Consider the following 24,258-nt stretch of genomic DNA (forward strand, 5'->3'; position numbering starts at 1 on the left):
AGAGTCTCTGTGACGGACGCTAACGTGCAGATATGGACGCCGTCTGCTTCGATATGGACGGAGTAGTGGTCAACTCCGAAGACTTCTGGGTCCCCCGCGAAACAGCGGAGCTATTCCCCGAACTTGTCCCCGACGCCGCCGTCGATGTCGAGGAGATAACGGGGATGAACTACCGCGACATCTATGACTACCTCGACGAGACTTACGGCGTGGAACGCAGCCGCGACGAGTTTCTCGCGTGGTACGACGAGGCAGCCGAATCGATTTACGAGGACGACGTGAATCTCCTGGACGGAACCCGACAACTGGTCGACACGCTCCGGGAGCGAGGTGTGGCGGTCGCGCTGGTCTCCTCGTCACCGCATCACTGGATAGCTATCGTCCTGGAGCGGTTTGGCCTCGACTTCGACGAGGTCGTCAGCGCCGACGCGGTCGACGTGCCGGGCAAACCCTCACCCGATATCTACGAGCACACCGCCGACCTGCTCGGCGTCGAGCCCGCGTCAGCTATCGCCGTCGAGGACTCCGGCCACGGCATCGGGGCGGCCAGCGCCGCCGGTATGCACGTCGTCGGGTTCAAACACGGCGACCCGGACGACACCGACCGGAGCGCCGCGGACTACGTCGCGTCGTCGCCGTCGGACCTCCGCGAACATCTGCTGGCCCGGACCGCGTAGGGGAGGTCGCCAGCACCGTCAGACGGAGCAACCACTGTCCAGACACCGCCGACCGGACGCCGTCTCGAAGGCCGGAAGGCCACAGTCACACTCCCCGTCGTGGATACCGCTGGGGAACGCAAAGCCGGTCTCGCAGTCGGGGTACTGTTCACAGCCCAGAATGAGGCCGCCGCGCCGGAGCACCCGAAGATCACCCCCACAGCTCGGACAGGACCACTCGCGGTCGAACGCCTGCTGGACGCGCTCGTCCAGTGATTCACACTCCCTGTCGAGACAGACGACGAAGGATGCGCCGCGTTCGACCCGAAACAACGGGAGTCCGCAATCACAGGTTTCGTCGGTGACGGTCGCTTCGGACGGAAGACCGTATCGCTGGTTACAGTCGGGGCAGGAGACGGCGCCGCGAGCGCGGACGAGGCGGCCGTCGCAGTCGGGGCACTCACCCACCGGAACGCCGGCGTCGGTCGTCGGATATCGCCCGCGTGTGTGCGCGTGGTGAATATCGACAGTGAGTCGTTGCGTCCCGTCGATGGCCGTGACTCGCTCCTGTCCGACCGTGACCGACTCCGGGCGAGTGAGCCACGCGACGGGCTGGTATCCGACGGCGTCGTGAACGAGCGTCGTGCCGTCGGGCTTGACCACCACGAGCACGTCGCCGTGCTGGTGGCGGTCGCGGTCGCCGGTGAACGTCGTGGTACAGGTGCCTGCGATGACGTGCGTGCAATCGGGCATGGGCCGGGATGGTCCCGGTCTGGTATCTAAAGGTTCGGACGCAACAGGAGAGGTGGATTCGAATGGGGGTGGGTGCCCCCGGAGTGTGGTGGGTTGGGTGACGATACAGCCGAGGAGTCCACCAGCCAGTGCTATCGGTTGTGATTCCGACCGAGCACGAGCCCGAGGAAGTTCAGCGCCAGGAGGCCGCCGACCAGCCGTGGATACTGGGAGACGTAGCCACCGACGAGCAGGCTCGTGAGGACGAACGGTATCAACACCGCCGTCCAGAAGCCGGCGAAACGGAGCGCCGGCAGGCACATCTGTCGCAGGGACTGAACATCGACGCGCTGCTGGGGAACAGCGGAATCGGATTCGAGCGGGGAGGCATTGGACACGGTGGAACTCCTCACTCACACGTACAACAGACACCATCATATAAGGGACAGACCGCTAGTTCGATTTCGGTTTCTTTTGGTCTACCTGCGAACGATTCACAGACACCCTAATACATTTCACAACGGCACCAGAGTCCGTTAGAAAATTTATAAACGTTTTTGAGGCGTTTGTTACATCCCCCGTCAGTCAGTGACCCGAATACTGCGACTACGCTCGACCGGCTGGAGCGGGAGGTCCGGGAAGGTGACGTGTACTGTGAATTCGAGTTCGGTATCGTCACCGCCGAAGACGGCGACCGGAAGGGTGGTTTCACCGAGGTAACTGTCCTTTCGGGTCATCTCGCGACCGTTGACCGTCACTCGAAGTCCCGCGCGGGCGTTGCCTGCGGCCGTGCGCACGGTCACCTCCTGTAGTGTTCGCTCGCCACGCGCGATCGTCTCCGGTACCGCGCCCCAGTCGACGGCGATTGCCGGCAGGTCGCGCGCGCTATCGACGACGCGCTCGGCGACGCTCTCGCTGAGGCCGGCCGCAGTCAGTCGGTCGACCCCCGCATCGAGAACGTCGGCGGGCGTCTGGAACCCGGCGGCTGAAAGCGTCTGTGCGCGGCCGGAACCGACACCCTCGATCGCGGTCAGTCCCACAGCGTCCTCGCTGACGCCGTGATCGACGCGTGCCTCGACCCGGCTGACGAGGTTGGCCTGTTCGGGCACCCCGAAGCGGTCGACGATAGCCCGGAGCGCGGCGAACAGACGGAGCGCGTTCTGGCGGATGATCCACGCGTCGCTCTTGAGCGACCCCGGCGTGTTGCCGTCCATCCCCGCCCGGAGGATGGCGAGCACCTTCCGCGGTCCCGCGCCCATGTCGGTCGCCGTCCGCCCGAGGACGGCGTCGACGGCGTCTTCCTCGTCGCTGCGGGCGCTCACGCTCTGGAACTCAGCGGTACTGGCGACGGTCCGCAACACGTCGAGCGCCGCGATGTCGTCGCGGTCGGTGAGGTCGGCGAAGTGACGGGCGGTCTCCAGTCGGAGGTAGAACTTCGAAGCGAGTCGGCCAAGCGGTGAGGGTTCGATTGCCAGCCCGTCCATCTCGACGAAGGAGCGCTCGACGAGCCACTCGAGTGCGGCGCTGACGCGCTCGCGGTGGTCCTCGGCGTACCCCGACGCGCGCTGGGCGCGCACGTAGTAGAACGTCGTCTCCAGCCAGTCCATCGCCTCGTCGACGTCGGTGACAGTACCGAGTGCGATTTCTGCGTTGAGGTGGACCGCGAGGTCGCTGGCGGCCCGACTGTCGGCACCGCCGTCCGGGAGGTCGGCCAGCCGCGACTCGATGGTCTTGCCGTCTTCGAGTAGCGCCCGGTAGCGGTCGACGTCCGACCGGTCGCAGATAACCCAGGCGTACCCCTGGTCGTCGTAGCCCGGCCGGCCCGCCCGGCCCAGCATCTGGAGGACGTCCAGCGGACTCATATCCACCTCGCCCTCCAGCGGGTCGTGGAGTTTGGTATCTCGGATGACGACACAGCGAGCGGGGAGGTTCACACCCCACGCGAGCGTCGACGTCGAAAAAAGCAGCTGAATCTTGCCCTTGCGAAACCACTGTTCGACGAGGTTTTTGTCTTCACGGGAGAGACCGGCGTGGTGAAAACCCACGCCGTCCAGTACAGATTGGCGGAGCGTGTCGTTCGAGAGTTCCGCAGCGTCGGTATGGAAGTCGTAGTCGCCGCGCGCGCCGATTGGCACGTCGCGCTCGGCGAGTTCGTCGCGGGTCTTTTTTGCCGCCTGGACGGTGTCCTGACGGGAGGAGACGAAGACGAGCGCCTGTCCCTCTTCGCGGACGTGCTGTTCGGTGAGGTCGAGTGCGCGGTAGAGCCGACGATATTTGTCGGCGAAGGCGTTCTCGCCGTGGCTGTAAGTCGCCACGTCCGCCGCCAGCGGAACGGGACGATATGATTCGTCGAAGGCGAAGGTGCTCGATTCGGGGGCGTCGAGCCACTCGGCCACGTCCTCAATGTTCGGCATCGTCGCCGAGAGCGCGACGACGCGGGGGTCACAGAGCCGGCGGAGTCGCGAGATTGTCACTTCGAGGACGCTCCCCCGGCGTTCGGAGTCGAGCAGGTGGACCTCGTCGATGACACAGCAGTCCACGTCGGTGACGAAGGAGTAGCGCCGCGAGTCGTGTTTGCGGGTGGCAGAATCGGCTTTCTCCGGCGTCATCACGAGGATGTCGGCGCGTTCGGCGCGCCGCGGGTTCAGGTCGCGTTCGCCGGTGACGACGTAGACGGAGTAGCCGAGGTCCTCGAAGCGCTCCCACTCGCGCTCTTTCTCGTTGGTGAGCGCGCGGAGCGGGGCGAGAAAGAGAGCAGTTCCCTCCTTTTTGAGCGTCTCGCAGATGGCCACTTCCGCGATGGCGGTCTTGCCGCTCGCGGTGGGCGCGCTGACGACGACGTTGTCCTCGCTGTCGAGCAGCGCGGGCAACGCTTCGGTCTGCATCGCGTTGAAGCGCTCGAATGGAAACGCCGCCGCGAACTCCGGAAGGACGTCCCCGACGGGGATTTCGGTCGTGGCGTCGGCGTGGCCGGTCACAGTGGGAGGCAGGTCCCGGAGGGCAAAGGCGTTTCTATGGCGCGCGCCGCGCCACTCTTTTGCGGGCCCGCTCCTAACAACCACCAATGAGCCGCGCTCGCAAGCCCGACTGGCTAAAGATGCGTCCCCCCTCCGGCGAGCGCTTTACCGATATCAAGCAGTCGCTACGCGACCGTGACCTCCACACGGTCTGCGAGGAGGCAAACTGCCCCAATCTGGGCGAGTGCTGGAGTGGGCGAGAGGGACCGGGCACGGCAACGTTCATGCTGATGGGCGACCGCTGCTCGCGTGGCTGTAACTTCTGTGACGTGGAAACCGGCGGGATGGATTCGTTAGACCCCGACGAACCAGCACAGGTTGCCGACGCGGTCAGCGACATCGGCCTCGATTACGTCGTCCTGACGAGCGTCGATCGCGACGACCTCGCTGATCAGGGTGCGGGCCACTTCGCCGAAACCATCCGCGAAATCAAGCGCCAGGACGAGGATATTCTGGTCGAGGCGCTGATTCCGGACTTCCAGGGAGAGCGGAGACTCGTGGAGAAAGTTATCGACGCCGAGCCGGACGTGCTCGCACACAACGTCGAGACGGTCGAACGGCTCCAGTGGCCCGTGCGTGACCGACGAGCCGGCTACGAGCAGTCCCTTTCCGTGCTCCGCCAGATTGCCACCGAGAGCGACGCCTACGCCAAGACGAGTATCATGCTCGGCGTCGGCGAGTACGACCACGAGGTCTACCAGACGCTGGGTGACCTGCGCAGTGTCGGCGTCGACATCGTCACGCTCGGGCAGTATCTCCAGCCCTCCCGGTCGCACCTGGAAGTCTCCGAGTATGTCCACCCCGACGCCTTCGATACCTGGCAGCGAGTCGCCGAGGAGGAACTGGACTTTTTGTACTGTGCCTCGGGCCCAATGGTCCGCTCGTCCTATCGCGCCGGCGAACTGTTCGTCGAAGCCCTCGAACGCGACGGCGCGTCAGCGGCCACCGCGCGACAGCGCGCTCGCGGAGACTGACCGGCGAACGCCACCGGTTGCCGCGAAAACCCTAAGCCGTCCCCGCGTGATGTTCTAGCATATGCCAGTATCAGGTAGGTGGTTTTTCTGAGTACACTCCAGCGCGACCCGGACGACCGGGTCGGTATCATCGACGAAGACGGCCAGGTTCGCGAGGGTGCTGAAGTGCCGGACCTCAGCGACGAGGAACTCGTCGAGATGTATCGCGAACTCAAACTCGGCCGCCACTTCGACCAGCGTGCGGTGAGCCTGCAGCGCCAGGGCCGGATGGGAACCTACCCACCGCTGTCCGGGCAGGAGGCCGCACAGGTCGGGAGCGCCCACGCGCTCGCCGAGGAAGACTGGGCGTTCCCGAGCTACCGCGAACACATCGTCGGCTACGTCATGGGGTGGCCTCTGGAGAAAATCCTCCTGTACTGGATGGGCAGCGAGGAGGGGAACGTCGCTCCCGAAGGAATCAACATGTTCACCATCGCGGTGCCCATCGCCACCCAGATTCCCCACGCGACGGGCGCTGCGTGGGCGTCGAAACTCAAAGGCGAGGACAGCGCCTTCCTCACCTACTTCGGCGACGGGGCAACCTCCGAAGGGGACTTCCACGAGGGGTTGAACTTCGCCGGCGTCTTCGACGTGCCCGCCGTCTTCTTCTGTAACAACAACCAGTGGGCGATTTCGGTTCCGCGCGAGCGCCAGTCCGCGAGTGCGACGCTGGCCCAGAAGGCCTGGGCCTACGGCTTCGAGGGCGTTCAGGTCGACGGGATGGACCCACTGGCAGTCTACCAGGTCACCAGAGACGCCATCGAGAAGGCAAAGACCGGCGAGGAGGCAAACGACGCCGTCGGGTCGGCGACGCGGCCGACGCTCATCGAAGCGGTCCAGTACCGGTTTGGTGCTCACACCACCGCCGACGACCCCTCCATCTACCGCGACGACGACGAGGTCGAACGCTGGAAGCGCAAGGACCCGATTCCTCGGATGGAGCAGTTCCTCCGGGACCGCGGCCTCCTTGACGACGAACGCATCGACGCCATCGAGACCGACGTCCAGGAGGAGGTTGCCGAGGCCATCGACGCCGCCGAAGCGACAGCGCGACCCGACACAGAAGAGATGTTCGCCTACGTGTACGCAGACATGCCACAGCGACTCCAGAACCAACTCGACTATCTCGAACGACTCCGAGCCGACCACGACGACGAGGTGCTACTCGAATGAGCCAGCAGGAACAGACGACCCAGAGTCTCACGCTCGTCCAGGCGGTCCGGGACGGTCTCTACGGTGAGATGCAGCGTGACGACGACGTCATCGTGATGGGCGAGGACGTGGGCGAGAACGGCGGCGTCTTCCGCGCGACGCAGGGCCTCTACGAGGAGTTCGGCGACCAACGTGTCGTCGACACGCCGCTGGCCGAATCGGGTATCGTCGGCACCGCCGTCGGAATGGCCGCCTACGGCCTCCGCCCGGTGCCCGAAATCCAGTTTATGGGGTTCATCTACCCCGCGTTCGACCAGATAGTGAGTCACGCCGCGCGTCTGCGCACTCGCAGTCGTGGTCGCTTCACTTGCCCGATGGTCATCCGTGCACCATACGGTGGCGGCATCCGCGCGCCCGAACACCATTCCGAATCGACTGAGGCGTTCTTCGTCCACCAGCCCGGTCTGAAGGTCGTCATCCCGTCGACACCCTACGACACGAAGGGGTTGCTCGCGGCGGCAATCCGGGACCCAGACCCCGTCATCTTCCTCGAGCCGAAACTCATCTACCGGGCATTCCGCGAGGACGTGCCAGACGAGAACTACACCATCGAACTCGGCGAGGCTGCAATTCGGCGGGAGGGCGCCGACGTGTCGGTGTTCACCTGGGGTGCAATGACCCGACCGACGATGGAGGCCGCGGCGAATCTCGCCGAGGAGGGTATCGACTGTGAGGTGGTCGACCTCCGGACGCTGTCACCGCTGGACGAGGAGACGATCCTCGACTCGTTCCAGAAGACGGGGCGGGCAGTCGTCGTCCACGAAGCGCCGAAAACGGGCGGGCTTGCCGGCGAGATTATCGCCACCATCCAGGAGGAGGTGCTGCTCTACCAGGAAGCGCCAATCGGGCGCGTCACCGGCTTCGACGTGCCGTTCCCGCTGTACGCGCTGGAGGACTACTACCTCCCGGAGGCAGCGCGAATCGAAGACGAGATTCGGGAGACGGTGGCGTTCTGACCATGGCATTCGAGTTCGAACTACCGGATGTTGGCGAGGGCGTCGCAGAAGGAGAACTTGTCGAGTGGCACGTCGCCGTCGGCGACCACGTCGACGAAGACGAGGTGTTGGCAGAGGTCGAGACGGACAAGGCCGTCGTCGACCTCCCCTCACCGGTCGCCGGGACGATTCGCGAACTGCACGCCGAAGAAGGCGAGATGGTCCCCGTCGGCGACGTGGTCGTGACTATCGACGTCGACGGCGACGTGCCAGCCGAGGAGGAGAGCGACATCGAGGCAGAGGCAGCCCCGGCTGACGACGCGGACGACGAGCAGGTGAGCGTCGGTAAGAAATCGGGCGACGGCGAGACGCCGGCTAGCGCCGGCAACGGCCGCGTCTTCGCGCCGCCGAACGTCCGGCGACTGGCCCGCGAAATCGGCGTCGACATTGCCACTATCAACGGGTCCGGTCCCGGTGGACGCGTCACCGACCAGGACGTACGCGAGGCCGCAGGCAAAGGCGGGTCCGACGACGAAGATGTCGCATCGGCCGTCTCGCAGGTCAGCGAAGACGGGGAACGCGGCGGCGATACCGGCGACGACGGACCGAAATCCGCCGTCTCGAAACGGAGCGAAGGGACCAAATCGGCGGTCTCCAGCGCCGGGAGCGGAACGTCGGGCCGCAAGTCTGCGACCAGAAAGATCAGTCAGGAGACCGGAGGTGGAGCAGACGGAGGGACAGCCGCGACCGCCGAGGCGGCGGTTCGCGACCGAACGCTGGCCGCGCCGTCGACGCGGCGACTCGCCGAGGAGGAAGGCGTCGACATCGACAGCGTCCCGACCGAGAAGCGCCGCGACGGCGAGGCGTACGTCGAACCCGAAGACATCCGGGCCTACGCCGAGGCACAGCGGACCGCACAAAAAGCCGACGCGGCGGCCGTCAGCGAGGCAGGGACAGCCACCACCACAGATGCGGCAGTGAGTGCCACCGCTGGGACCGCCGCAGGCGAGGTGACGCGGGAGCCGTACCGCGGCATCCGCCGGACCATCGGCAATCAGATGGAGCAATCGGTCTACACCGCACCGCACGTCACCCACCACGACACGGCCGTCGTCGACGAACTCGTCGCGACGCGGGCCGATCTGAAAGAGCGGGCCTCGGAGCGGGGCGTCTCGCTGACCTACCTCCCGTTCGTGCTGAAGGCCGTCGTCGCCGCGCTGAAGGAGTTCCCCGTCCTCAACACGACACTGGACGAGGAAAGCGGGGAGGTCGTCTACAAGCACTTCTACAACGTCGGCGTCGCCGTCGCCACCGACGCCGGACTGATGGTACCCGTCGTGGACGACGTCGACGAGAAGGGGATACTCGAGTTGGCGAGCGAAACGGCCGACCTCGCCGAGCGCGCACGCGACCGCGACCTCGCACGCGAGGAGATGCAGGGCGGAACGTTCACCATCACCAACTTCGGCGCGATCGGCGGGGAGTACGCCACCCCCATCATCAACTACCCCGAGACGGCAATCCTGGGGCTCGGCAGCATCGAGCAGCGACCGACCGTCGTCGAGAGCGAAACGACGGGGTCGTCTCGGAACGCGAGCGGTGACGCCGCGAGCACCGGCGAAGTCGTCGCGGCGCACACGCTGCCGCTCTCGCTGTCCATCGACCACCGCGTCATCGACGGGGCCGAGGCCGCACGCTTTGCCAACACCGTCATCGAGTATCTGGAGCATCCGACGCTCCTGCTGCTGGAGTAACGCCCCCACACCCACCGGCAGAGCTATGCTGTGACCGGGCGTCTACTCACTATGATTTCACTTGACATCGAGTGTGCGATGTCGTCGCCCGTCCAGACAGTCACAGTCGAGTGTTCGGCTGTCGAGGCTGCACAGCAGATGCGGGCCGACGGTGTGGGCGCGCTCGTCGTGCTCGACGAGACCGGAGCCATCGACGGCATCGTCACCCAGTCCGACATCATCGGGTTGCTCGCGGCCGAGGCGGAGATGGCGACGACGACCGTCGCCGACCTCATGTCGTCGCCGGTCGTCTCCATCGGGAGCGACGACCCAATTCTCGCGGCAGCCGAACTGATGAAAGACCACTCCGTCCGGCGACTCCCCGTGGTTGACGACGGCGAACTCGTCGGCATCGTGACGACGACGGACCTCACCCACTACCTCCCGCGACTCCGGAACACGATTCTCCGGAACCGGAAGGAACCGGCAGCAGCAGAGGCCGAGCAGTAACCGTTCCAATTTTCAGTAGCTTTCAGTAGTACGCCGTAGGAAACAGGTACACTGTTGGACGACTGGGCCACGTCCATCGCTACCATCCGCATTCGGCTCGGGCAGGGCGACGGCAGGTGCTATCATAGCCGACCCACCACCAGCGGTCGCCCCTGCCTGCTCGGGTTCATAGGCAACAACACCAGTCCCGAACGTGAGCCGCGTGCCAGCGGAACGGCCAGCTAGCACGATTTCTGAATCCTCCGTGTAGGAGGACGTGAAACCGTGGTCTAGCGTATCGCCGTCGCTGAAGAACACCCGCGCCACGTTCAGCGCCCCAATGTAGTCGCGGTCGCCCTCGAACCCACACCGACCATTGTCACACCGGAAATGCCCGCCCCACCACTGTTCGTGGTGATGATCGGGTGACTTGCAGGTGTGGCCGGTCGAACCACACCGGGGACACGACCGGCTCGTCCCCTCTGGGTAGACTCGCTCGACAGCGACACCAGCACTCGCTGCCCGATACTCGATGTTCTCGATGATGTCCCGTCGCGCCCACGATGACAACTCCCACGACAACGTGCCTTCGTCGCTCGGTGGGGACACCGACCGCAAGTCCTCGTGAACAATCGCGTCCACGTCGTACAGGAGCGCGAGGGCGAGGACTTGATTGGCTACGTCGTGTGTCAGTTGCTCACGCTTGTGCTGGAGTTTGCTGTTCACTCGTTCGTACTCACTGTGGATGTGAGAGAACTCGTCAGTATGCGAACGACCGTCACGGCGCAACGCGGCAAGGCGGTCGTTCAGGCGGGTTCGTTCCCGATGGAGTCGACGCATCTTCTCACGGTCGGTGTACTGGATGAAGTGTGGCGTGGACAGTTGTTCGCCGTCGTCAGTGACCACCACGGCAGTCATGTCTTTCCGCATCCCAGCGTCGAGTGCCAGCACGCAGTCAATTTCGTCGCTGTCCCCAGTCTGTTCGACTTCGACAGGGAAGGAGAGTTCGTAGTAGCTGTTACCGGTTTTGTGACGAGAGGGCTGGAACTCGGGGGCCGACAGGTCGCCGTGGGCGAGCAGGTCGTGGAACGCCTCGTAGCCGCCAGGTTCGTACTCCGTCCACGACCAGTCACCTCGTGTCTCCGGCGACGGCGTGTCTGGCGTCTTGAGCCGGATGATCAACATCTCACTGTCGGCGTCGTACTGGTATTTGACGGCTTGGCCGCTGGTTGGGCCGTCATCCGCAGAGAACGGCAATACGCCGCTATCGTACTCTGGACAGTCCTGCATTTCGAAATACGTGGATGGGTACGTCCCGTGACGGTCGTAGTAGCTGGTGAGTTGGTCGATGAGGATGTCCACGTAGCCCGACGAGAGGTAGTCACCGCCATCCCAGAGTTGTTCTTTGATGCGACGACGGTGGATGCGTCGGATTTTATGGTCGGGCAACACGCTCTGGATGGACTGAAAGGCGTCTCGGCGGTCGGCGTGACTCCGAAGCGTTTCACCGACTTTCTGCAAGATGCACCGTCGAAACCGCGAGGGGAGATACAGGTCGAGTTCTTCGAACGGTTCATGTTCATCGAAGTATTTCCACGCCTGATGCGATTCGTCGGCAATGCCGTCTAGATGGACTTGAGTCCAGTGGTCTTCAAGGACGTGATTGGCGACACGACGGGTGAGTAGTGCCAGTCGCTCGAATCGTTTTTCGTCCTCATCTGGGAGGCGAATCGGGAGTGAGAGGTAGTCACTCATCGGGTTTCACCTCTGACTCAACGGTGTTGACGACCTGCTGTTTTTTCGATGAGCGCATCCCGTAGAGTTTCCCACTGAAGCTGGCAACGAGTTTGATGAGATCGTCAACGAGTTCTTCCTGTGCTGATTTGTCCGTCTCGTCTTCGATAACGGTGACGGTGACGCCGTAGCAGTCGAAGTACCGTTCGAGATACGAGAAGCCAAAGCGGGTAAGTCTGTCTTCGTAAGTGACGAGAATGCGTCCATAGTCGGCTTCTTGTACGTCATCGAGGAGGGAGTTGAGGCCCCGGCGGTCTTCGTTGAGACCACTACCAACGTCGGTGTAGGTATTTTCGACACTCCAACCGTGGTCGTGGGCGTACTCTGTGAGTCGGTTGAGTTGGCGGTCGAGGTCGCCGTTGTCTTTCTGGCCGTGACTTGAGACGCGGGCGTAGAGTGCAACACGGTCTGTGGGGCGAGTGTCGCCTGCGAGTCGGCGGAGTTCTCGGTGTGGAATCCGTCGTTCACCGCCGGGTGTTCGGGTGTAGTCGAGGTCGTCGTTGCGACACCAGCGTTTGACGGTCTGGGTGTGAACACCGAGTTCGTCTGCGAATTCGCCAATCGAGTACGACCGTGGCATCCCGATGTTACTGTTTACTACTGGTAGCTACTTATAGATACTTGATTCTGTAACAGTTACACCACCCCCGACGGACGAACTGCCGGAGGTAGACTCAAGTTCCTGCCACCGCCAGTGTCCACAAATGGTCGTCGGAGATGTCACAACCGGAACGGAACTGCTCGTCGTCGGCGGCGGACCGGGCGGCTATGTCGCCGCCATCCGCGCCGCGCAGCTCGATATCGACGTTACCCTCGTCGAGATGGACGCCTACGGCGGCACCTGCCTCAACTACGGCTGTATTCCTTCGAAGGCATTCGTCTCGGCGACGGACGTGGCGCACCAGGCAGGTAACGCCGAGGCGATGGGTGTCTACGCTGACCCCGCCGTCGACATGCAGGGAATGGTCACGTGGAAAGACCGCCTCGTCCGCCGCCTGACGAAGGGCGTCGAGAGTCTCTGTGAGCGAGCGGGCGTGAATCTCGTGGAGGGACGAGCGGAGTTCGCCAGCGAAGAGAAGGCTCGCATCGTCCACCAGGGAGAGGGTGAGGGGTCCGAAACCATCGCGTTCGAGCACGCCGTGCTGGCGACCGGAAGCCGTCCGATCCAGATTCCGGGCTTCGAGTTCGACGGCGAGCGGATTCTCTCCTCACGGGACGCGCTGGCGCTCGATTCGGTCCCCGACAGCCTGCTGGTCGTCGGCGGCGGTTACATCGGGATGGAACTGGCGACGGTGTTCCAGAAACTCGGCACGGACGTGACCATCGTCGAGCAGTTGCCCGACATCCTCGACAGTTACGAGGAGGATGTGTCAGCAGTCGTCCGAGAACGTGCAGAGGAGTTGGGCGTGGACTTTCACTTCGACCAGACCGCCCAGGACTGGGAGGAAGACGGCGCGGCACTGACTGTCGAAACCGAAGGCGAAGACGGCGAAGTCCAGCAATTCGATGCCGAGAAGTGTCTGGTCGCGGTCGGCCGGAAACCGGTGACCGACACGCTCGATCTGGACGCCGTCGATATCGAGACGACCGATGGGGGCTTCGTCGAGACGGACGACCGAGGTCGGACAAGTCTGGACCACGTCTTCGCGGTCGGCGACGTGGCCGGTGACCCGATGTTAGCGCACAAAGCCTTCCGCGAGGGCGAGGTCGCCGCCGAAGTCGTCGCCGGCCAGCCGTCCGCGCTGGACTACCAGGCGATGCCGGCGGCAGTCTTTACTGACCCCGAAATCGGGACCGTCGGGATGACAGAAAGCGAGGCCGAGGAAGCCGGGTTCGACCCCGTCGTCGGGCAGATGCCGCTTCGCGCGTCCGGGCGTGCGCTCACGCTCGACGACACGGAGGGATTCGTCCGCGTCGTCGCCGACGAGGAGAGCGGGTTCGTGCTCGGCGGGCAGATCGTCGGTCCCGACGCCTCGGAGATGGTTGCCGAACTTGCACTCGCTATCGAGATGGGTGCAACGCTAGAGGACGTTGCCGCCACCATCCACATCCACCCGACGCTCTCCGAAGCAGTCCACGAAGCGGTGAAGGGTGCAGCAGGGCACTCGATTCACTACTAACGACCTTTTTCATCGTCGGGTTTCCTCGCTCACTGCGTTCGCTGCGGGAACCTCTCCTCGAAAAACGTCGATGAAAAAGGCTGAACGCTCGGTCGAAGACCTCGCGTTCAGCGAACCGCGGCGCGAAGCGCCGCGGATGCTACTGTCGACCGCCCAGTCGAGAACCGACCCAATAATGACAATCCCTACCACACTGGCATGTGAAGTGGCAGTATGCCACATCTGCAGTTCGAGCTGAGCGAACCCATCAGCGACGAAGAAGCACAGTCGTTCGTCAACTGGGTCACAGAGCTGTACAGCGACGTGATGGACACCGGGACCGGCCACATCGGCGTGACTATCCGCGACGAGGCGACCATCGCGCTCGGCCGCGCTGACCCCGACGAACCCGTCGCCTTCCTCAACGGCGACATCCGCGCTGGTCGCACCTTCGAACAGCGCCGCAAACTGGCAGTCACGATCATGGAGGAACTCGCCGACCGATGGTCGATTCCGACCGAGAACATGTACGTCATCTACACCGAACACAAGGGCGAGGATTTCCTTCTCCGCGAGGGTACACTCCAGTCGTGGGACGCCGAGGAAGCCGGCGACGGCGGACCAGAGCCAGCGGCGTGAGCAGGGCGCTATCACCCGAGTAGCGCGGCGAGTCGCAACAGATGGCCCTCACGATTATATGGATTGTTCACTAACAAAGAAGATGGATTATCATGGTATCAGTTAACGAACTACAAGAGATGTTCGTCGATATGGTGACAGCGCGTCACTACGAGGAGCGGTTGCAAGAGGAGTATCTGGAGGGGAAACAGCCAGCCTTCGACATCTCCGCGGGACCGATTCCCGGTGAACTCCACCTCGCAGCGGGTCAGGAAGCGGCCGCAGCAGGGGTCTGCCAGCATCTCCGGGACGACGACACGGTGACAGCACCACACCGACCACACCACGTCGCCATCGCGAAGGGCGTCGACCTGAAGCGGATGACCGCCGAGATTTTCGGTCGCGAGACAGGCCTGGGAAAGGGGAAAGGCGGGCACATGCACCTGTTCGACCCCGACGTAAACTTCGCGTGTAGCGGCATCATCGCGGAGGGGTGTCCACCCGCCGCGGGCGCGGGACTGGCAGCAAAGAAGCGCAACACCGACAGCGTCGCAGTCGCCTACCTCGGCGAGGGCGCAATCGACCAGGGGGCGTTCCTGGAGTCGCTGAACTTCGCCGCGGTCCACGACCTCCCGGTCGTGTTCGTCATCGAGGACAACGACTGGGCGATCAGCATGCCCAAAGAGCGGGTGACAGACGTCGAGGACGGCTCTCAGCGGGCCGGCGGGTTCGACATGCCCGGGGTTCGCGTCGATCAGGACGACGCCGTGGCCGTCTACGACGCCGCCGCCGAGGCAGTCGGCCGCGCACGCGACCGCAACGGACCAACCGTCATGGAAGTCCAGGTCCATCGACGGATGGGGCACTTCATGGGCGACCCCGAGAGTTATCGCCCCGAGGAGGACCAAGAGGCGGCCGCCGAGCGCGACTCCATCGAGCGGTTGACCGCCGACTTGCGCGCCCACGGTGTCGAGAACGTCGCTATCGAAGAGTTACGCGAGAAAGCCCACGAGCGTGTCGAAGAGGCAATCAAGTGGGCCAAAGACCAGCCACAGCCGGACCCCGAAGACGCATACGAGGATATGTGGGTGAACCCACCCAGCGGCGTGACAGACACCGAACCGGAGTTCGACCTCGCAGGAGGTGACGACTGATGGCCGAACAGACCCAGAAAGTCGACCGCGAACTGACCATGAGCAGGGCGATGGTCGAGGCCATTGCCCACGAGATGCGCGAGGATGACGACGTGTTCTACATGGGCGAGGACGTGGCCGACTACGGCGGCATCTTCGACTCCACGCAAGGCCTGCTCGACGAGTTCGGCTACGACCGCATCATGGACGTGCCGATCAGCGAGACGGCCTATCTCGGCGCGGCCGTGGGAGCCGCCCAGTCGGGAATGCGCCCGATTGCCGAGTTGATGTTCGTCGATTTCTTCGGCGTCGCCATGGACCAGATCTACAATCAAATGGCCAAGAACACCTACATGAGCGGCGGGAACGTCTCGGTCCCGATGGTGTTGACGGCCGCGGTCGGGGGCACCTACAACGACGCCGCCCAGCACTCCCAGACGCTGTACGGGACCTTCGCACACATGCCCGGGATGAAGGTCGTCGTCCCCTCGACTGCCTACGAAGCCAAGGGACTGATGCACAACGCCATCCGCGACGACGACCCCGTCGTCTACATGTTCCACAAACGCCTGATGGGCATCGGCTGGCTTCCCGCGCCCGACGGGCCGAAGACGCCGGTCCCGGAGGAGGAGTACACCATCCCCTTCGGCAGCGCCGACGTGAAACGCGAGGGCGACGATGCCACCATCGTCACGCTCGGGTTGCACGTCCACCGGGCCCTCAATGCCGCCGAGTCACTTGCTGACGACGGCATTAGCGCGGAAGTTGTCGACCTGCGGTCGCTCGTCCCGCTCGATACCGACACTATCGTCGAGTCCGTCGAGAAAACAGGTAATCTGGTTGTTGTCGACGAGGACTACCGCTCGTACGGTGTGACCGGGGAAATCATCGCCAGCGTGGCCGACGAAGCACTCGGTGCGCTCGATTCCGTCGAACGGCTGGCACTGCCGGACGTGCCCATTCCGTACTCGCGGCCGATGGAGAACGAGGTCGTCCCGGACGCAAACGACATCGCAGCGGCAGTCGAGCGGACACAGTAACCGATGAGCGAAAACGAAGACCGCGTGGCGGTGACACTGTCAGAGTGGCCCGACGACGCCGACAGCGACGAGGGTGTCGTCGTCAACTGGTTCACCCGCGAAGGAGCGAGCGTCGAGGAGGGCGAGAGTCTCTGCGAGGTACAAGTCGAGAAGGTCAGCGTCGACGTGCTCGCACCGGCCGACGGCACACTGGTCGAAGTCGTCTGTGAGGAGGACGACGAGTTCGCACGCGGGGACACGCTCGCGTGGCTGGAGCCAGCATGAGCGGGGACGGACCCGCCCCACGCACCGTTCGCGAGGAGCGGTCGCTGAGCCCGATGCGCAAGACGATTGCTACCCGCCTCCAGGAGAGCTACCGGGAGGCCGTCCACGTGACGGTCAGCCGCGAGGTCGACGCCGAGGGTCTGCTCGCCGCTGCCGACGCGGCCGGCCCGATAGAGAGGAACGATGGGGAGACCGTCGACCCGTCGATGATGGACGTGTTGCTCTGTGCGCTCTCGGAGACGCTCGAGGCACACCCGTCGTTCAACGCCACCTTCGAGGACGACACCCACCGAACCTACGAGGAGCACAACGTCGGCGTCGCCGTCGACATCGACGAGGGACTGGTGACGCCAGTCGTCGCCGATATCGGCTCGAAAACGCTCGGCGAGATAGCGACTGAACGCCAGCAACTGACCGATCAGGTCAAAGACGGCGAGTACTCGATGAGCACGTTCAAGGGTGGCACGTTCACCATCTCGAATCTCGGGCCACTCGGCGTCGACTCGTTCAACCCGGTCATCAACCCGCCGGAAATCGCCATCCTCGGCGTCGGCCGCATCACCGAAGACATCGTCCCGGACGGTGACGACATCACCCGTCAACACAGACTGACGTTCGATCTGAGCTTCGATCACCGCGTCGTCGACGGCGCCGACGCCGCCCGGTTCCTGGAGACGCTCGCAGAACACGTCGCTGCCGCAGAGAAGTACATCGAGTGAGCGGCGCTACTCAGGCGTGACGAACACGTCCCGGTGGAGTTGGTCGGTGACGATATCCACCAGTCGCTCCATGTTCGCCGTGTCGTCGCGGTTGTAGGAGACGAGCGTCTCCAGTGCGTCCTCGTCGCCGCGCTCGTACTCGCGCCAGAGCCTGACGGCGTCCCGACCGGAGAGGTCCGGCCGGTCGCGGTCGATACCGACCCGCTGTTCGATTTCTTTGAGTCCCCCGTCAAGCCCGACCTGGCGACAGGGGTACATCAAATCGAGGTGGGGAACGTCGATGTCGAGATCGAACGACTGTTCGAGGAAGGGCACGTCGAACCGCTTGCCGTTGAAGGTAACGAGGAGTGCGGCATCCGAGAGTTCGGCAGTGAGCCGCTCTCGGGTGAGGTCCCGACCCTGGACGAGTGCTTCCGTGTCGCCGCCGCGGTGGAGTCCGACGACAGTCACGTCGTCGTGGGTGTGATCGAGACCAGTGGTCTCGATGTCGAGAAAGCAGGTCTGCTCGGCGAAGTTCTCGTAGAGTCGCCAGTAGCTGCCGGAGGGGAACTGCTCGCCGAAGTAGCGGGCGTTCCCCCGGTCGAGTTGCGTGCGGGCGGTATCGATGAACGACTCGATGCGGTCGGCGGTCGTCGACCCGACGACGCTCCCGTCGAAATCGTCCCACGTCGTGATACCGGCGCGCCACAGTTTCCGCTCGGTCTGCTCGCCAACCCCAGAGACAGGGATGAAACTGTTCTCGATGCGCATCCTACTGCCCCCCGGTTCGTCCGTCGACCATGTTCGAGACGGGATTGCACAGCCACGCTCTTAGCCTCCGCGGTTGAGCGGTCACGACACGACGAGAGAGCAGGTGCCACTGAGGGGCAGTCTGCTGAGGGTGGCCCTTTTTGCTTTCGAGAGTGCTACGGGACGGTGTGTCCGACAGCGAGCGAACCCGACGACAGTATCTCCGGGTTGTCGGAGCGACTGCGACGGTCGGACTGGTCGGCTGCTCGGGTACTGGCAGCGAGTCACCGAACGGGTCGCCGACCGAGCGAACGACGAGCGGGGTGTCACCAACCAGCGAAACCCCAGTACATCCCGGTTACGAGACGACAGTTGTTCGGGTGGAGACGGCCAGCGGAGAGAGACTCGGAGAAGTAACTGCAGCAATCGCCGACACGCAGACGCGACGCTATACGGGGCTCTCCGAGACGGCATCACTGCCAGAAGACCGCGGCATGCTGTTCGTCTACGACTCAGTCGGCGACCATACGTTCGTCATGCGTGAGATGGACTTTGGCATCGATATCGTCTACGCCGACAGCGACGGGACGATTACCGAGATCCACCACGCACCAAAGCCGGGGCCGAACGAAGACGGCGAGGACCAGCGGTATCCGGGCCGCGGCCAGTACGTACTGGAAGTCAACTACGAATGGACGAGCGAGCGCGGCGTCTCCGTGGGAGACAAACTCGTCTTCGGATGGTGAGATGCGCCGAAAGTCACAGTATTTAAACAGGTCGGTGGCGGATTCCGGGTATGGAACGGTCCACCGCACTCGACTGGGGACTGCTGGTCGTCGGTCTCCTCCTCCTCACTGGTCCGCTGGTCGTTCAGCCCCAGGCCCCGCCCGACACCATCGAGTACTCCGTGGACAGCGACTGGGACCCGGTCGACAGATACCAGACGCTCCAGTACGCGAACTTCTCGGAGACAGAGCGTGACATCTTCGAGCGAGCGAACGCGAGCGACGGGTCGGTCAACGTCACGGCCGCAGACTCCCCAGAGAGATTCACGCCACCGCCGGATGTCCTCGGCGTGTACAACGTCGAACAAAACAACTCGACGTACCTCCTCCAGACGGTTCACTTCACACACGAGGTCGACCTCTGGCGGCAGGTCGTGCCGCGCGTGCTCGCGAGTGTCGCCGGACTGGCACTGCTGCTCGGGGTCGGCTACCGTCGGTTCGCCTGAGCCACGGAGGCTTTTCACTCCCAGGGACGACGAACAGCTATGAGCGACCCCGAGGACACCCTGACCGAGTGGAAAGAGCAGATGCAGGCCGAGCACGAGGACGCCATCGCAAACCCCGACCCCGACGAAGACCACCGAATCGAGGGCGTGGTCCAGGTCAATTACCGCGTCTACTACGACTACGATGCCGAAAGTGAGCAGCTCGAACGCACACGCGAGGAGAAAGTGAGCGACCTCACGGACCCGGAGCTGCGCTCGTGTTCCTGTGGCGTCCGCGGGATGACGCCAGAGGAGGCCCGCGAGCACGTCGCGGCCGCACACGAGCAGTGACCCGGAAGCGACCGACAGAATCGGTATCCGACTGACGGCCCCAGAGCCAGCATGAACAGACGGCAGTTGCTCGGGACCCTCGCGGCAGGCGCAGCAGTCGGCGTTGCCGGCTGTGAAACTGACGACATCCCTGCCATCCCACCGGCGGAGACAGAAACGGAATCACAGCCAACCCCGACAGAGACACAGACGCCATCTGCCCAGACACCCATGACACCACAGCCGGCACTCGACAACGGGAGTTTCGAAGACGGCCTCACTGGCTGGACCGTCGGTCGTGACCTCCCCACAGACCCCAACGCAGAGAGCGACCAGCCGGTCGCAAGCGACGTCTCGGTGACGACCGACCACGCCGTCGACGGAGCCCACTCGTGTGCGCTCTTTCTCGACGGCCGGCAGGACGACGGGACGCTGTGGGTCCAACAGCGCACTACCCTCGACGACACCGACCGGCTCGCAGTCGACTACTACAGCGAACAGGAGTCGTTCAACATCATCACCAAAGCCGCCGCCTACGCCGGACCCGACCCGGGCAGGGCGCTGACTGAAGCCGACTTCGACACCAGCGCAGCCATCGAGGACCACGCAGGCTGGAAAACCTACGAGTACGACGTTTCCCACAACGGTATCGGACTCGTTGCGGTCGGTATCAGCGTCGTCTGGGAGACAGAGCTGACACGGTATCTCGACAACGTCCGACTACAGTGAACGGGTCCGAACGGGTTACGTCAGATTCTCCAGCCAGTTCTCTGTCCGAGAGGGGTAGGTGTCGGCGATTTCGGCCAGTTCCTCGGGGTCGTATTGTCGGAGGTCGTCGACGGTTTCGATGCCGGCACCGGACAGTCGCTCGGCGTAGGTTGGGCCGATACCTTCGACAGCATCGACCGTCGCAGCGTGGCCGCTCGTCGCTTCGGCGCTGTCGACGGAAACACCGTCAGGAGCCGATACCGTCGGTTCTGGCTCCCCCGATTGTGTCGCCTCGTCGGCGACCAACCGGCCCTCACTCGCGTCGCGCTCGGCGAACCACGAGCACACGTCGGGCCACAGTTGTTTGTGGGCTTTTCCGGAGACAGAGATGCCGATGTGGCCGGCAGAAAACTCGACGAGTCGTTCGTCCTCGCTGGAGACGAGGTCGTTGTAGGGTTTACTCGACGCGGGCGGAACGATGTCGTCGTACTGGCCGACTATCTGCTGGGTCGGCACCTCGATATCCTCGATTCTGACCGGGTCGTCGCCGAGGCAGTACTCGCCGTTGACCAGCTGGTTCTCCTGGTAAATATCGTTGATGACCTCCCGATAGACTTCGCCGGCAACGTCGACGCCGTCCCAGATCCACTGCTCCATCCGGGCGAAGTTGCGGACGAAGTCCTCGTCTTCGAAGTTCTCGTAGAGGGTGACGTACTTCGTGATGTACTGGTCGATGGGGTCCATCATCGAGAACTCGACAGCCAGCAGTTCCGCGGGGAGGTTCCCCATCGCCTCGACAGTCGTGTCGGGGTCGTAGTGATTGGCCCACCGTTCGAGGAGTCCCTCGTCTCGGCCGAACGCGATCGGCGTGGCCATCAGCGAGAGCGTGCGAACGCGGTCGGGGTACTGGGTGGTGTACATGATAGACATCGTGCCGCCCATACAGTACCCCAGCAGGTGGAAGTCGTCGACGCCGGCGTGCTCACAGACCCGCTCGGCGCAGTTGGCCGTGTAGCGGTGGATGTAGTCGCTGAGCGTCAGCGACTGGTCGAGAACCGAGGGTTCACCCCAGTCGATGAGATAGACGTCGAAGCCGTGTTCGAGCAGGCGCCGGATGACGCTCCGGTCGGGTTGCAAGTCGAGAATGTAGGGACGGTTGACAAGCGCGTAGACGATGAAGATCGGCGTCTCGTGTCGTTTCTCTTCCGGTTCGTAGTGGTGGAGCTCGAGTTTGTTCTCCTCGTAGACGACCGCACTGTCGGTGTGGCCGACGTCGGCCGTCATCATATCGACGAACCGCTCGGGGCTGACATCGGCCTTCTTGGCCGCGTCAGCCATCAGCTCCCAGGCACGGCGCTGGGCGTCGATCGACGCGGTCATCTGGTCGGGGTTCACCTCGACCACCACCAGAACCGGCGCTGTGATTGGCTGACGTGTGAGCTCTCGTTCATCAGTTGAAACATGATTGAGGAGGACAATAGTAGTGGGTGTTCTTTCACCCGCGGTAGGCGTCGCCCACAGGCAACGTCTGGTGGTTATCGGTTGCAAAAACGGGTGCGAACAGCAGACGGGGAGACGCCAGCGCTACTCCTCGGCGCAGATATCCACGAAGTTCCGCAGAATCCGTAGCCCGACCTCTCCGGATTTCTCGGGGTGAAACTGCGTGCCGAACACGTTGCCCGCCTCGTTGGCGATGATGCTGGGGAAATCAAGGCCGTAGTCGGTCGTGGCAACGATAGCACCGTCGTCGTCTGGATCCGCGTAGTAGGAGTGGACGAAGTAGGCGTACTCCCCATCAATGCCCTCGACGAGCGGGTGCTCCCGCTGCACGTCGAGTTCGTTCCAGCCCATCTGCGGGACCTTCACAGTATCAGGGAAGTGGAGGTTACTGCCGGGAATGAGGTCCAGACCCTCGGCGTCACCCTCGCCAGCGTGGTCGGCCTCCTCGCTGGTCGTCAGGAGCATCTGCATGCCGAGACAGATACCGAACAGCGGCGTGCCGGCAGCGGCCTCTTCGACGAGCGCGTCCCGGAACGGCCCGGCGTTTTCCATCCCCTCGCTGAACGCGCCAACGCCGGGGAGGACGATGCCGTCCGCGGTTCCCAGCGCCCCGGGGTCGGCCGACAGTTCGACCGACGCATCGGCCCGTTCGAGGCCGCGGGTGACACTCCGGAGGTTGCCCAGACCGTAGTCGACGACGACTATCTCGGCGGCGGTCTGCCGCGTCGTGCTCATACGCGTGCGTACACAGGGGAACGATAAGTGCGTTCGCTTTCAGTCAAACGACCCCAGCGTCGACTGCCCGCCGTCACCCGCGTACGCTGCTGCCTTTTTGATGACGCCCGCGAACGTCTCCTTCTGACTCGGGTCGTACAGCGTCGCCGCCGGATGGACGGAGACGAGCACCCGCTGGACGGAGTCACCGACCGACGCGTCGTACACCTCACCGGCCTCCCCGGTGACGGCCACGTCCCGCCCCAGCAGATGTTCGGCGGGGACTTTCCCGAGCGTGACGAGGAGTTCGGGGTCGACGCGCTGGATCTCCGCGTTCAGATAGGGGCGGCAGTTTTCGAGTTCGCCCTGGCGGGGGTCCCGATTATCGGGTGGGCGACAGCGCACGCAGTTGGTGATGCGGATGTCCGCCCGGTTCAGTCCCACGTCCCGGAGCGCGTCGTCGAGTACGTCGCCGCTGCGGCCGACGAACGGTTCGCCCCGTTCGTCCTCGGTCGCGCCCGGTGCCTCACCGACGAAGAGGAGGTCGGCGTCGGCCGGTCCGGTACCGTCGACGATGCGACTGCGCGAGTCGACGAGTTCCGGACAGCGCTCACAGCCCGTGACGGTCAGGCCGTCCATACACGCGAGCGGGTCAGCGTCGTCGCTGTCGTTCATATCCGCAGGAGACCGCCCAGTCCCAAAGAAGCTACTGTCCGCCGTCGGACGAAGGTCGAGCGTCCCGGCGGAACTGGTCGGCGGCCCGCGCGGCCAGCCGGGCCACCCGGAGTGGTTCCGGTCGCCCGCCCTCCGGGGTAAACGCACGCACCACGTCGGCAGCTTCATCGGCGGAGATGTCGACACTCCGGACGAAGACGGTGTCGTCACCGACCGACACCTGCCGGCGGTCAGGCTGGGCGTGATACGTCGCCAGCCGTCGACTGGTCTCGCGGCCGTCGAATACCTCCCGTATCGAGTCGGTGAGCCCGTCGCTCTCCTCGAAGCTGACCGAGATTGTGGGTCGGTCAGTGGCGTCGGCCAGCGCGTGCAAGTCGACGACGTTGAACCACGCCGGTGCGATACCGGCGACGAGGATGTACTGGATATCTGGGCGGTCCAGTCGCTCGAAGAGGGCCGACACGGTGTCAGTGGCGTCGGTGCCGCCAACGGTACAGGTCCCGAAAACGAAGTCGTCGACGATGCGATTCGCGCGGACGACAGCGCCCGCGAGCGTGCTCGTCTGGGTACGGTACGACTCTGCGACACCGAGGGCGCGAACCCCGGCTTTCACAGCTACGTGTTCTCCTTGATGTCCTCCAGTCGGTCGAGTAGTTCGTCGTTCGAGGCGGTGAATTCGAACTCCACGTCACCGTCGTGGGCGTTCTCTTCGGCGCTGACACCGTCGTCGTCCTCGAAGTCCGTGTCGTACTCCTGGTTGTCCTGTTCTGTTTCGTCGTAGCTCCCGAACCCCATATACATGTACTAATTACTCAGCTTTGAACGTTGAAGTAGGAGCGTGACGTAGGCGGTAGCGAACACGGATGATGCCGATTACGGACTTCTTGTCGTGCACGCACGTGTTCGACGAGTTTGAGTCGTTGTCATCTGCGCAATGT

At 63.9% G+C, this 24,258-nt stretch carries 27 protein-coding genes; 16 read left to right on the plus strand and 11 right to left on the minus strand.

Features of this window, described 5'->3' with window-relative positions; translation table 11 throughout:
- Positions 1-32 precede the first annotated feature (32 nt).
- The gene (locus WDJ60_RS17520) at positions 33-677 is read left to right on the plus strand and encodes an HAD family hydrolase (RefSeq protein ID WP_340102011.1); all 645 of its coding nucleotides are present in this window, start codon (positions 33-35) and stop codon (positions 675-677) included.
- A gap of 18 nt (positions 678-695) precedes the next feature.
- Here the strand turns inward: WDJ60_RS17520 and WDJ60_RS17525 are convergent, their stop codons facing one another.
- The 3 genes from WDJ60_RS17525 to WDJ60_RS17535 form a co-directional block, all read right to left on the minus strand.
- Positions 696-1,409 (minus strand): DUF91 domain-containing protein, encoded by a 714-nt coding sequence (locus WDJ60_RS17525; protein ID WP_340102012.1) that lies wholly within the window; start codon positions 1,407-1,409, stop codon positions 696-698.
- A gap of 131 nt (positions 1,410-1,540) precedes the next feature.
- Entirely contained in the window at positions 1,541-1,786 is a 246-nt protein-coding gene (locus tag WDJ60_RS17530) for a DUF8028 family protein (RefSeq protein ID WP_340102013.1), read from the minus strand.
- A 183-nt stretch (positions 1,787-1,969) separates the two neighbouring features.
- Entirely contained in the window at positions 1,970-4,336 is a 2,367-nt protein-coding gene (locus tag WDJ60_RS17535) for a DEAD/DEAH box helicase (RefSeq protein ID WP_340102040.1), read from the minus strand.
- A 116-nt stretch (positions 4,337-4,452) separates the two neighbouring features.
- Between WDJ60_RS17535 and lipA the strand changes: the two genes are divergently transcribed.
- The 5 genes from lipA to WDJ60_RS17560 all read left to right on the plus strand — a co-directional run bounded on the left by lipA (position 4,453) and on the right by WDJ60_RS17560 (position 9,808).
- Positions 4,453-5,379 (plus strand): lipoyl synthase, encoded by a 927-nt coding sequence (gene lipA / locus WDJ60_RS17540; protein WP_340102014.1) that lies wholly within the window; start codon positions 4,453-4,455, stop codon positions 5,377-5,379.
- Between the two features lie 87 nt (positions 5,380-5,466).
- A complete protein-coding gene (pdhA, locus tag WDJ60_RS17545) occupies positions 5,467-6,591 on the plus strand; it encodes a pyruvate dehydrogenase (acetyl-transferring) E1 component subunit alpha (protein WP_340102041.1) in 1,125 nt (374 codons plus the stop codon).
- A complete protein-coding gene (locus tag WDJ60_RS17550; protein ID WP_340102016.1) occupies positions 6,588-7,586 on the plus strand; it encodes an alpha-ketoacid dehydrogenase subunit beta in 999 nt (332 codons plus the stop codon). The genes pdhA and WDJ60_RS17550 overlap by 4 nt, the downstream gene beginning before the upstream one ends.
- A gap of 2 nt (positions 7,587-7,588) precedes the next feature.
- The gene (locus tag WDJ60_RS17555) at positions 7,589-9,319 is read left to right on the plus strand and encodes a dihydrolipoamide acetyltransferase family protein (protein ID WP_340102017.1); all 1,731 of its coding nucleotides are present in this window, start codon (positions 7,589-7,591) and stop codon (positions 9,317-9,319) included.
- Between the two features lie 51 nt (positions 9,320-9,370).
- Positions 9,371-9,808, plus strand: a complete 438-nt coding sequence (locus tag WDJ60_RS17560; RefSeq protein ID WP_340102018.1) for a CBS domain-containing protein — start codon at positions 9,371-9,373, stop codon at positions 9,806-9,808.
- Positions 9,809-9,820: 12 nt separating this feature from the next.
- Here the strand turns inward: WDJ60_RS17560 and WDJ60_RS17565 are convergent, their stop codons facing one another.
- Positions 9,821-11,542: a transposase gene (locus WDJ60_RS17565; RefSeq protein ID WP_340102020.1), complete on the minus strand. Its 1,722-nt coding sequence runs from the start codon at positions 11,540-11,542 to the stop codon at positions 9,821-9,823.
- Positions 11,535-12,161 carry an IS607 family transposase gene (locus tag WDJ60_RS17570; RefSeq protein WP_340102022.1) on the minus strand — a complete coding sequence of 209 codons (627 nt, stop codon included), beginning with the start codon at positions 12,159-12,161 and terminating at the stop codon, positions 11,535-11,537. Before WDJ60_RS17570 ends, WDJ60_RS17565 begins: the two co-directional genes overlap by 8 nt.
- Positions 12,162-12,285: 124 nt before the next feature.
- On the opposite strand from WDJ60_RS17570, the gene lpdA reads away from it, so the two are divergent.
- The 6 genes from lpdA (at position 12,286) to WDJ60_RS17600 (ending at position 17,454) form a co-directional block, all read left to right on the plus strand.
- On the plus strand, positions 12,286-13,701 hold the full coding sequence (gene lpdA / locus WDJ60_RS17575; RefSeq protein WP_340102023.1) for a dihydrolipoyl dehydrogenase: 1,416 nt from the start codon (positions 12,286-12,288) through the stop codon (positions 13,699-13,701).
- 213 nt (positions 13,702-13,914) lie between these two features.
- A complete protein-coding gene (locus WDJ60_RS17580) occupies positions 13,915-14,319 on the plus strand; it encodes a tautomerase (RefSeq protein WP_340102024.1) in 405 nt (134 codons plus the stop codon).
- A 119-nt stretch (positions 14,320-14,438) separates the two neighbouring features.
- On the plus strand, positions 14,439-15,452 hold the full coding sequence (locus WDJ60_RS17585) for a thiamine pyrophosphate-dependent dehydrogenase E1 component subunit alpha (RefSeq protein ID WP_417750475.1): 1,014 nt from the start codon (positions 14,439-14,441) through the stop codon (positions 15,450-15,452).
- Complete coding sequence (locus WDJ60_RS17590) at positions 15,452-16,471, plus strand: alpha-ketoacid dehydrogenase subunit beta (protein ID WP_340102026.1); 1,020 nt, start codon at positions 15,452-15,454, stop codon at positions 16,469-16,471. The genes WDJ60_RS17585 and WDJ60_RS17590 overlap by 1 nt, the downstream gene beginning before the upstream one ends.
- Before the next feature lie 3 nt (positions 16,472-16,474).
- Positions 16,475-16,735 (plus strand): lipoyl domain-containing protein, encoded by a 261-nt coding sequence (locus WDJ60_RS17595; RefSeq protein ID WP_340102028.1) that lies wholly within the window; start codon positions 16,475-16,477, stop codon positions 16,733-16,735.
- Positions 16,732-17,454 carry a 2-oxo acid dehydrogenase subunit E2 gene (locus WDJ60_RS17600; RefSeq protein WP_340102029.1) on the plus strand — a complete coding sequence of 241 codons (723 nt, stop codon included), beginning with the start codon at positions 16,732-16,734 and terminating at the stop codon, positions 17,452-17,454. Before WDJ60_RS17595 ends, WDJ60_RS17600 begins: the two co-directional genes overlap by 4 nt.
- A gap of 6 nt (positions 17,455-17,460) precedes the next feature.
- Here the strand turns inward: WDJ60_RS17600 and WDJ60_RS17605 are convergent, their stop codons facing one another.
- Entirely contained in the window at positions 17,461-18,204 is a 744-nt protein-coding gene (locus WDJ60_RS17605; protein WP_340102030.1) for a ribonuclease H-like domain-containing protein, read from the minus strand.
- 167 nt (positions 18,205-18,371) lie between these two features.
- Here WDJ60_RS17605 and WDJ60_RS17610 point away from each other — a divergent pair, with 167 nt between their 5' ends.
- Genes WDJ60_RS17610 through WDJ60_RS17625 form a run of 4 tightly spaced genes read left to right on the plus strand, consistent with a single transcriptional unit; the run spans position 18,372 to position 20,452 of the window.
- On the plus strand, positions 18,372-18,929 hold the full coding sequence (locus WDJ60_RS17610; RefSeq protein ID WP_340102032.1) for a DUF192 domain-containing protein: 558 nt from the start codon (positions 18,372-18,374) through the stop codon (positions 18,927-18,929).
- Positions 18,930-18,979: 50 nt separating this feature from the next.
- Positions 18,980-19,414, plus strand: coding sequence for a DUF7979 domain-containing protein (locus tag WDJ60_RS17615; protein ID WP_340102033.1), 435 nt, complete (start codon positions 18,980-18,982; stop codon positions 19,412-19,414).
- A gap of 39 nt (positions 19,415-19,453) precedes the next feature.
- Complete coding sequence (locus WDJ60_RS17620) at positions 19,454-19,744, plus strand: hypothetical protein (RefSeq protein WP_340102034.1); 291 nt, start codon at positions 19,454-19,456, stop codon at positions 19,742-19,744.
- Positions 19,745-19,795: 51 nt separating this feature from the next.
- Positions 19,796-20,452 (plus strand): hypothetical protein, encoded by a 657-nt coding sequence (locus WDJ60_RS17625; protein ID WP_340102035.1) that lies wholly within the window; start codon positions 19,796-19,798, stop codon positions 20,450-20,452.
- A gap of 15 nt (positions 20,453-20,467) precedes the next feature.
- On the opposite strand, the gene phaC is transcribed toward WDJ60_RS17625, so the two are convergent.
- From phaC to WDJ60_RS17650, 5 genes are all read right to left on the minus strand, one after another.
- On the minus strand, positions 20,468-21,826 hold the full coding sequence (gene phaC / locus WDJ60_RS17630) for a class III poly(R)-hydroxyalkanoic acid synthase subunit PhaC (protein WP_340102036.1): 1,359 nt from the start codon (positions 21,824-21,826) through the stop codon (positions 20,468-20,470).
- Between the two features lie 189 nt (positions 21,827-22,015).
- Complete coding sequence (hisH, locus tag WDJ60_RS17635) at positions 22,016-22,666, minus strand: imidazole glycerol phosphate synthase subunit HisH (protein ID WP_340102037.1); 651 nt, start codon at positions 22,664-22,666, stop codon at positions 22,016-22,018.
- 39 nt (positions 22,667-22,705) lie between these two features.
- Entirely contained in the window at positions 22,706-23,320 is a 615-nt protein-coding gene (locus tag WDJ60_RS17640) for a uracil-DNA glycosylase (RefSeq protein ID WP_340102038.1), read from the minus strand.
- A 31-nt stretch (positions 23,321-23,351) separates the two neighbouring features.
- A complete protein-coding gene (locus tag WDJ60_RS17645) occupies positions 23,352-23,933 on the minus strand; it encodes an endonuclease dU (RefSeq protein WP_340102039.1) in 582 nt (193 codons plus the stop codon).
- Positions 23,934-23,935: 2 nt separating this feature from the next.
- Positions 23,936-24,115 (minus strand): DUF5786 family protein, encoded by a 180-nt coding sequence (locus tag WDJ60_RS17650; protein ID WP_340102042.1) that lies wholly within the window; start codon positions 24,113-24,115, stop codon positions 23,936-23,938.
- Between the last annotated feature and the right edge of the window lie 143 nt (positions 24,116-24,258).

It is taken from the genome of Salinibaculum salinum, from assembly GCF_037645885.1.
GTDB lineage: Archaea > Halobacteriota > Halobacteria > Halobacteriales > Haloarculaceae > Salinibaculum > Salinibaculum salinum.

Excerpts from the sequence above, each read along its gene's own strand:
- WDJ60_RS17520 (WP_340102011.1), top strand. The coding sequence starts at position 33 with ATGGACGCCGTCTGCTTCGATATGGACGGAGTAGTGGTCAACTCCGAA.
- WDJ60_RS17525 (WP_340102012.1), bottom strand. The coding sequence starts at position 1,409 with ATGCCCGATTGCACGCACGTCATCGCAGGCACCTGTACCACGACGTTC.
- lipA (WP_340102014.1), top strand. The coding sequence starts at position 4,453 with ATGAGCCGCGCTCGCAAGCCCGACTGGCTAAAGATGCGTCCCCCCTCC.
- WDJ60_RS17550 (WP_340102016.1), top strand. The coding sequence starts at position 6,588 with ATGAGCCAGCAGGAACAGACGACCCAGAGTCTCACGCTCGTCCAGGCG.
- WDJ60_RS17555 (WP_340102017.1), top strand. The coding sequence starts at position 7,589 with ATGGCATTCGAGTTCGAACTACCGGATGTTGGCGAGGGCGTCGCAGAA.
- WDJ60_RS17560 (WP_340102018.1), top strand. The coding sequence starts at position 9,371 with ATGATTTCACTTGACATCGAGTGTGCGATGTCGTCGCCCGTCCAGACA.
- WDJ60_RS17565 (WP_340102020.1), bottom strand. The coding sequence starts at position 11,542 with ATGAGTGACTACCTCTCACTCCCGATTCGCCTCCCAGATGAGGACGAA.
- WDJ60_RS17570 (WP_340102022.1), bottom strand. The coding sequence starts at position 12,161 with ATGCCACGGTCGTACTCGATTGGCGAATTCGCAGACGAACTCGGTGTT.
- lpdA (WP_340102023.1), top strand. The coding sequence starts at position 12,286 with ATGGTCGTCGGAGATGTCACAACCGGAACGGAACTGCTCGTCGTCGGC.
- WDJ60_RS17580 (WP_340102024.1), top strand. The coding sequence starts at position 13,915 with ATGCCACATCTGCAGTTCGAGCTGAGCGAACCCATCAGCGACGAAGAA.
- WDJ60_RS17585 (WP_417750475.1), top strand. The coding sequence starts at position 14,439 with ATGTTCGTCGATATGGTGACAGCGCGTCACTACGAGGAGCGGTTGCAA.
- WDJ60_RS17590 (WP_340102026.1), top strand. The coding sequence starts at position 15,452 with ATGGCCGAACAGACCCAGAAAGTCGACCGCGAACTGACCATGAGCAGG.
- WDJ60_RS17595 (WP_340102028.1), top strand. The coding sequence starts at position 16,475 with ATGAGCGAAAACGAAGACCGCGTGGCGGTGACACTGTCAGAGTGGCCC.
- WDJ60_RS17600 (WP_340102029.1), top strand. The coding sequence starts at position 16,732 with ATGAGCGGGGACGGACCCGCCCCACGCACCGTTCGCGAGGAGCGGTCG.
- WDJ60_RS17605 (WP_340102030.1), bottom strand. The coding sequence starts at position 18,204 with ATGCGCATCGAGAACAGTTTCATCCCTGTCTCTGGGGTTGGCGAGCAG.
- WDJ60_RS17615 (WP_340102033.1), top strand. The coding sequence starts at position 18,980 with ATGGAACGGTCCACCGCACTCGACTGGGGACTGCTGGTCGTCGGTCTC.
- WDJ60_RS17620 (WP_340102034.1), top strand. The coding sequence starts at position 19,454 with ATGAGCGACCCCGAGGACACCCTGACCGAGTGGAAAGAGCAGATGCAG.
- WDJ60_RS17625 (WP_340102035.1), top strand. The coding sequence starts at position 19,796 with ATGAACAGACGGCAGTTGCTCGGGACCCTCGCGGCAGGCGCAGCAGTC.
- hisH (WP_340102037.1), bottom strand. The coding sequence starts at position 22,666 with ATGAGCACGACGCGGCAGACCGCCGCCGAGATAGTCGTCGTCGACTAC.
- WDJ60_RS17640 (WP_340102038.1), bottom strand. The coding sequence starts at position 23,320 with ATGAACGACAGCGACGACGCTGACCCGCTCGCGTGTATGGACGGCCTG.
- WDJ60_RS17650 (WP_340102042.1), bottom strand. The coding sequence starts at position 24,115 with ATGGGGTTCGGGAGCTACGACGAAACAGAACAGGACAACCAGGAGTAC.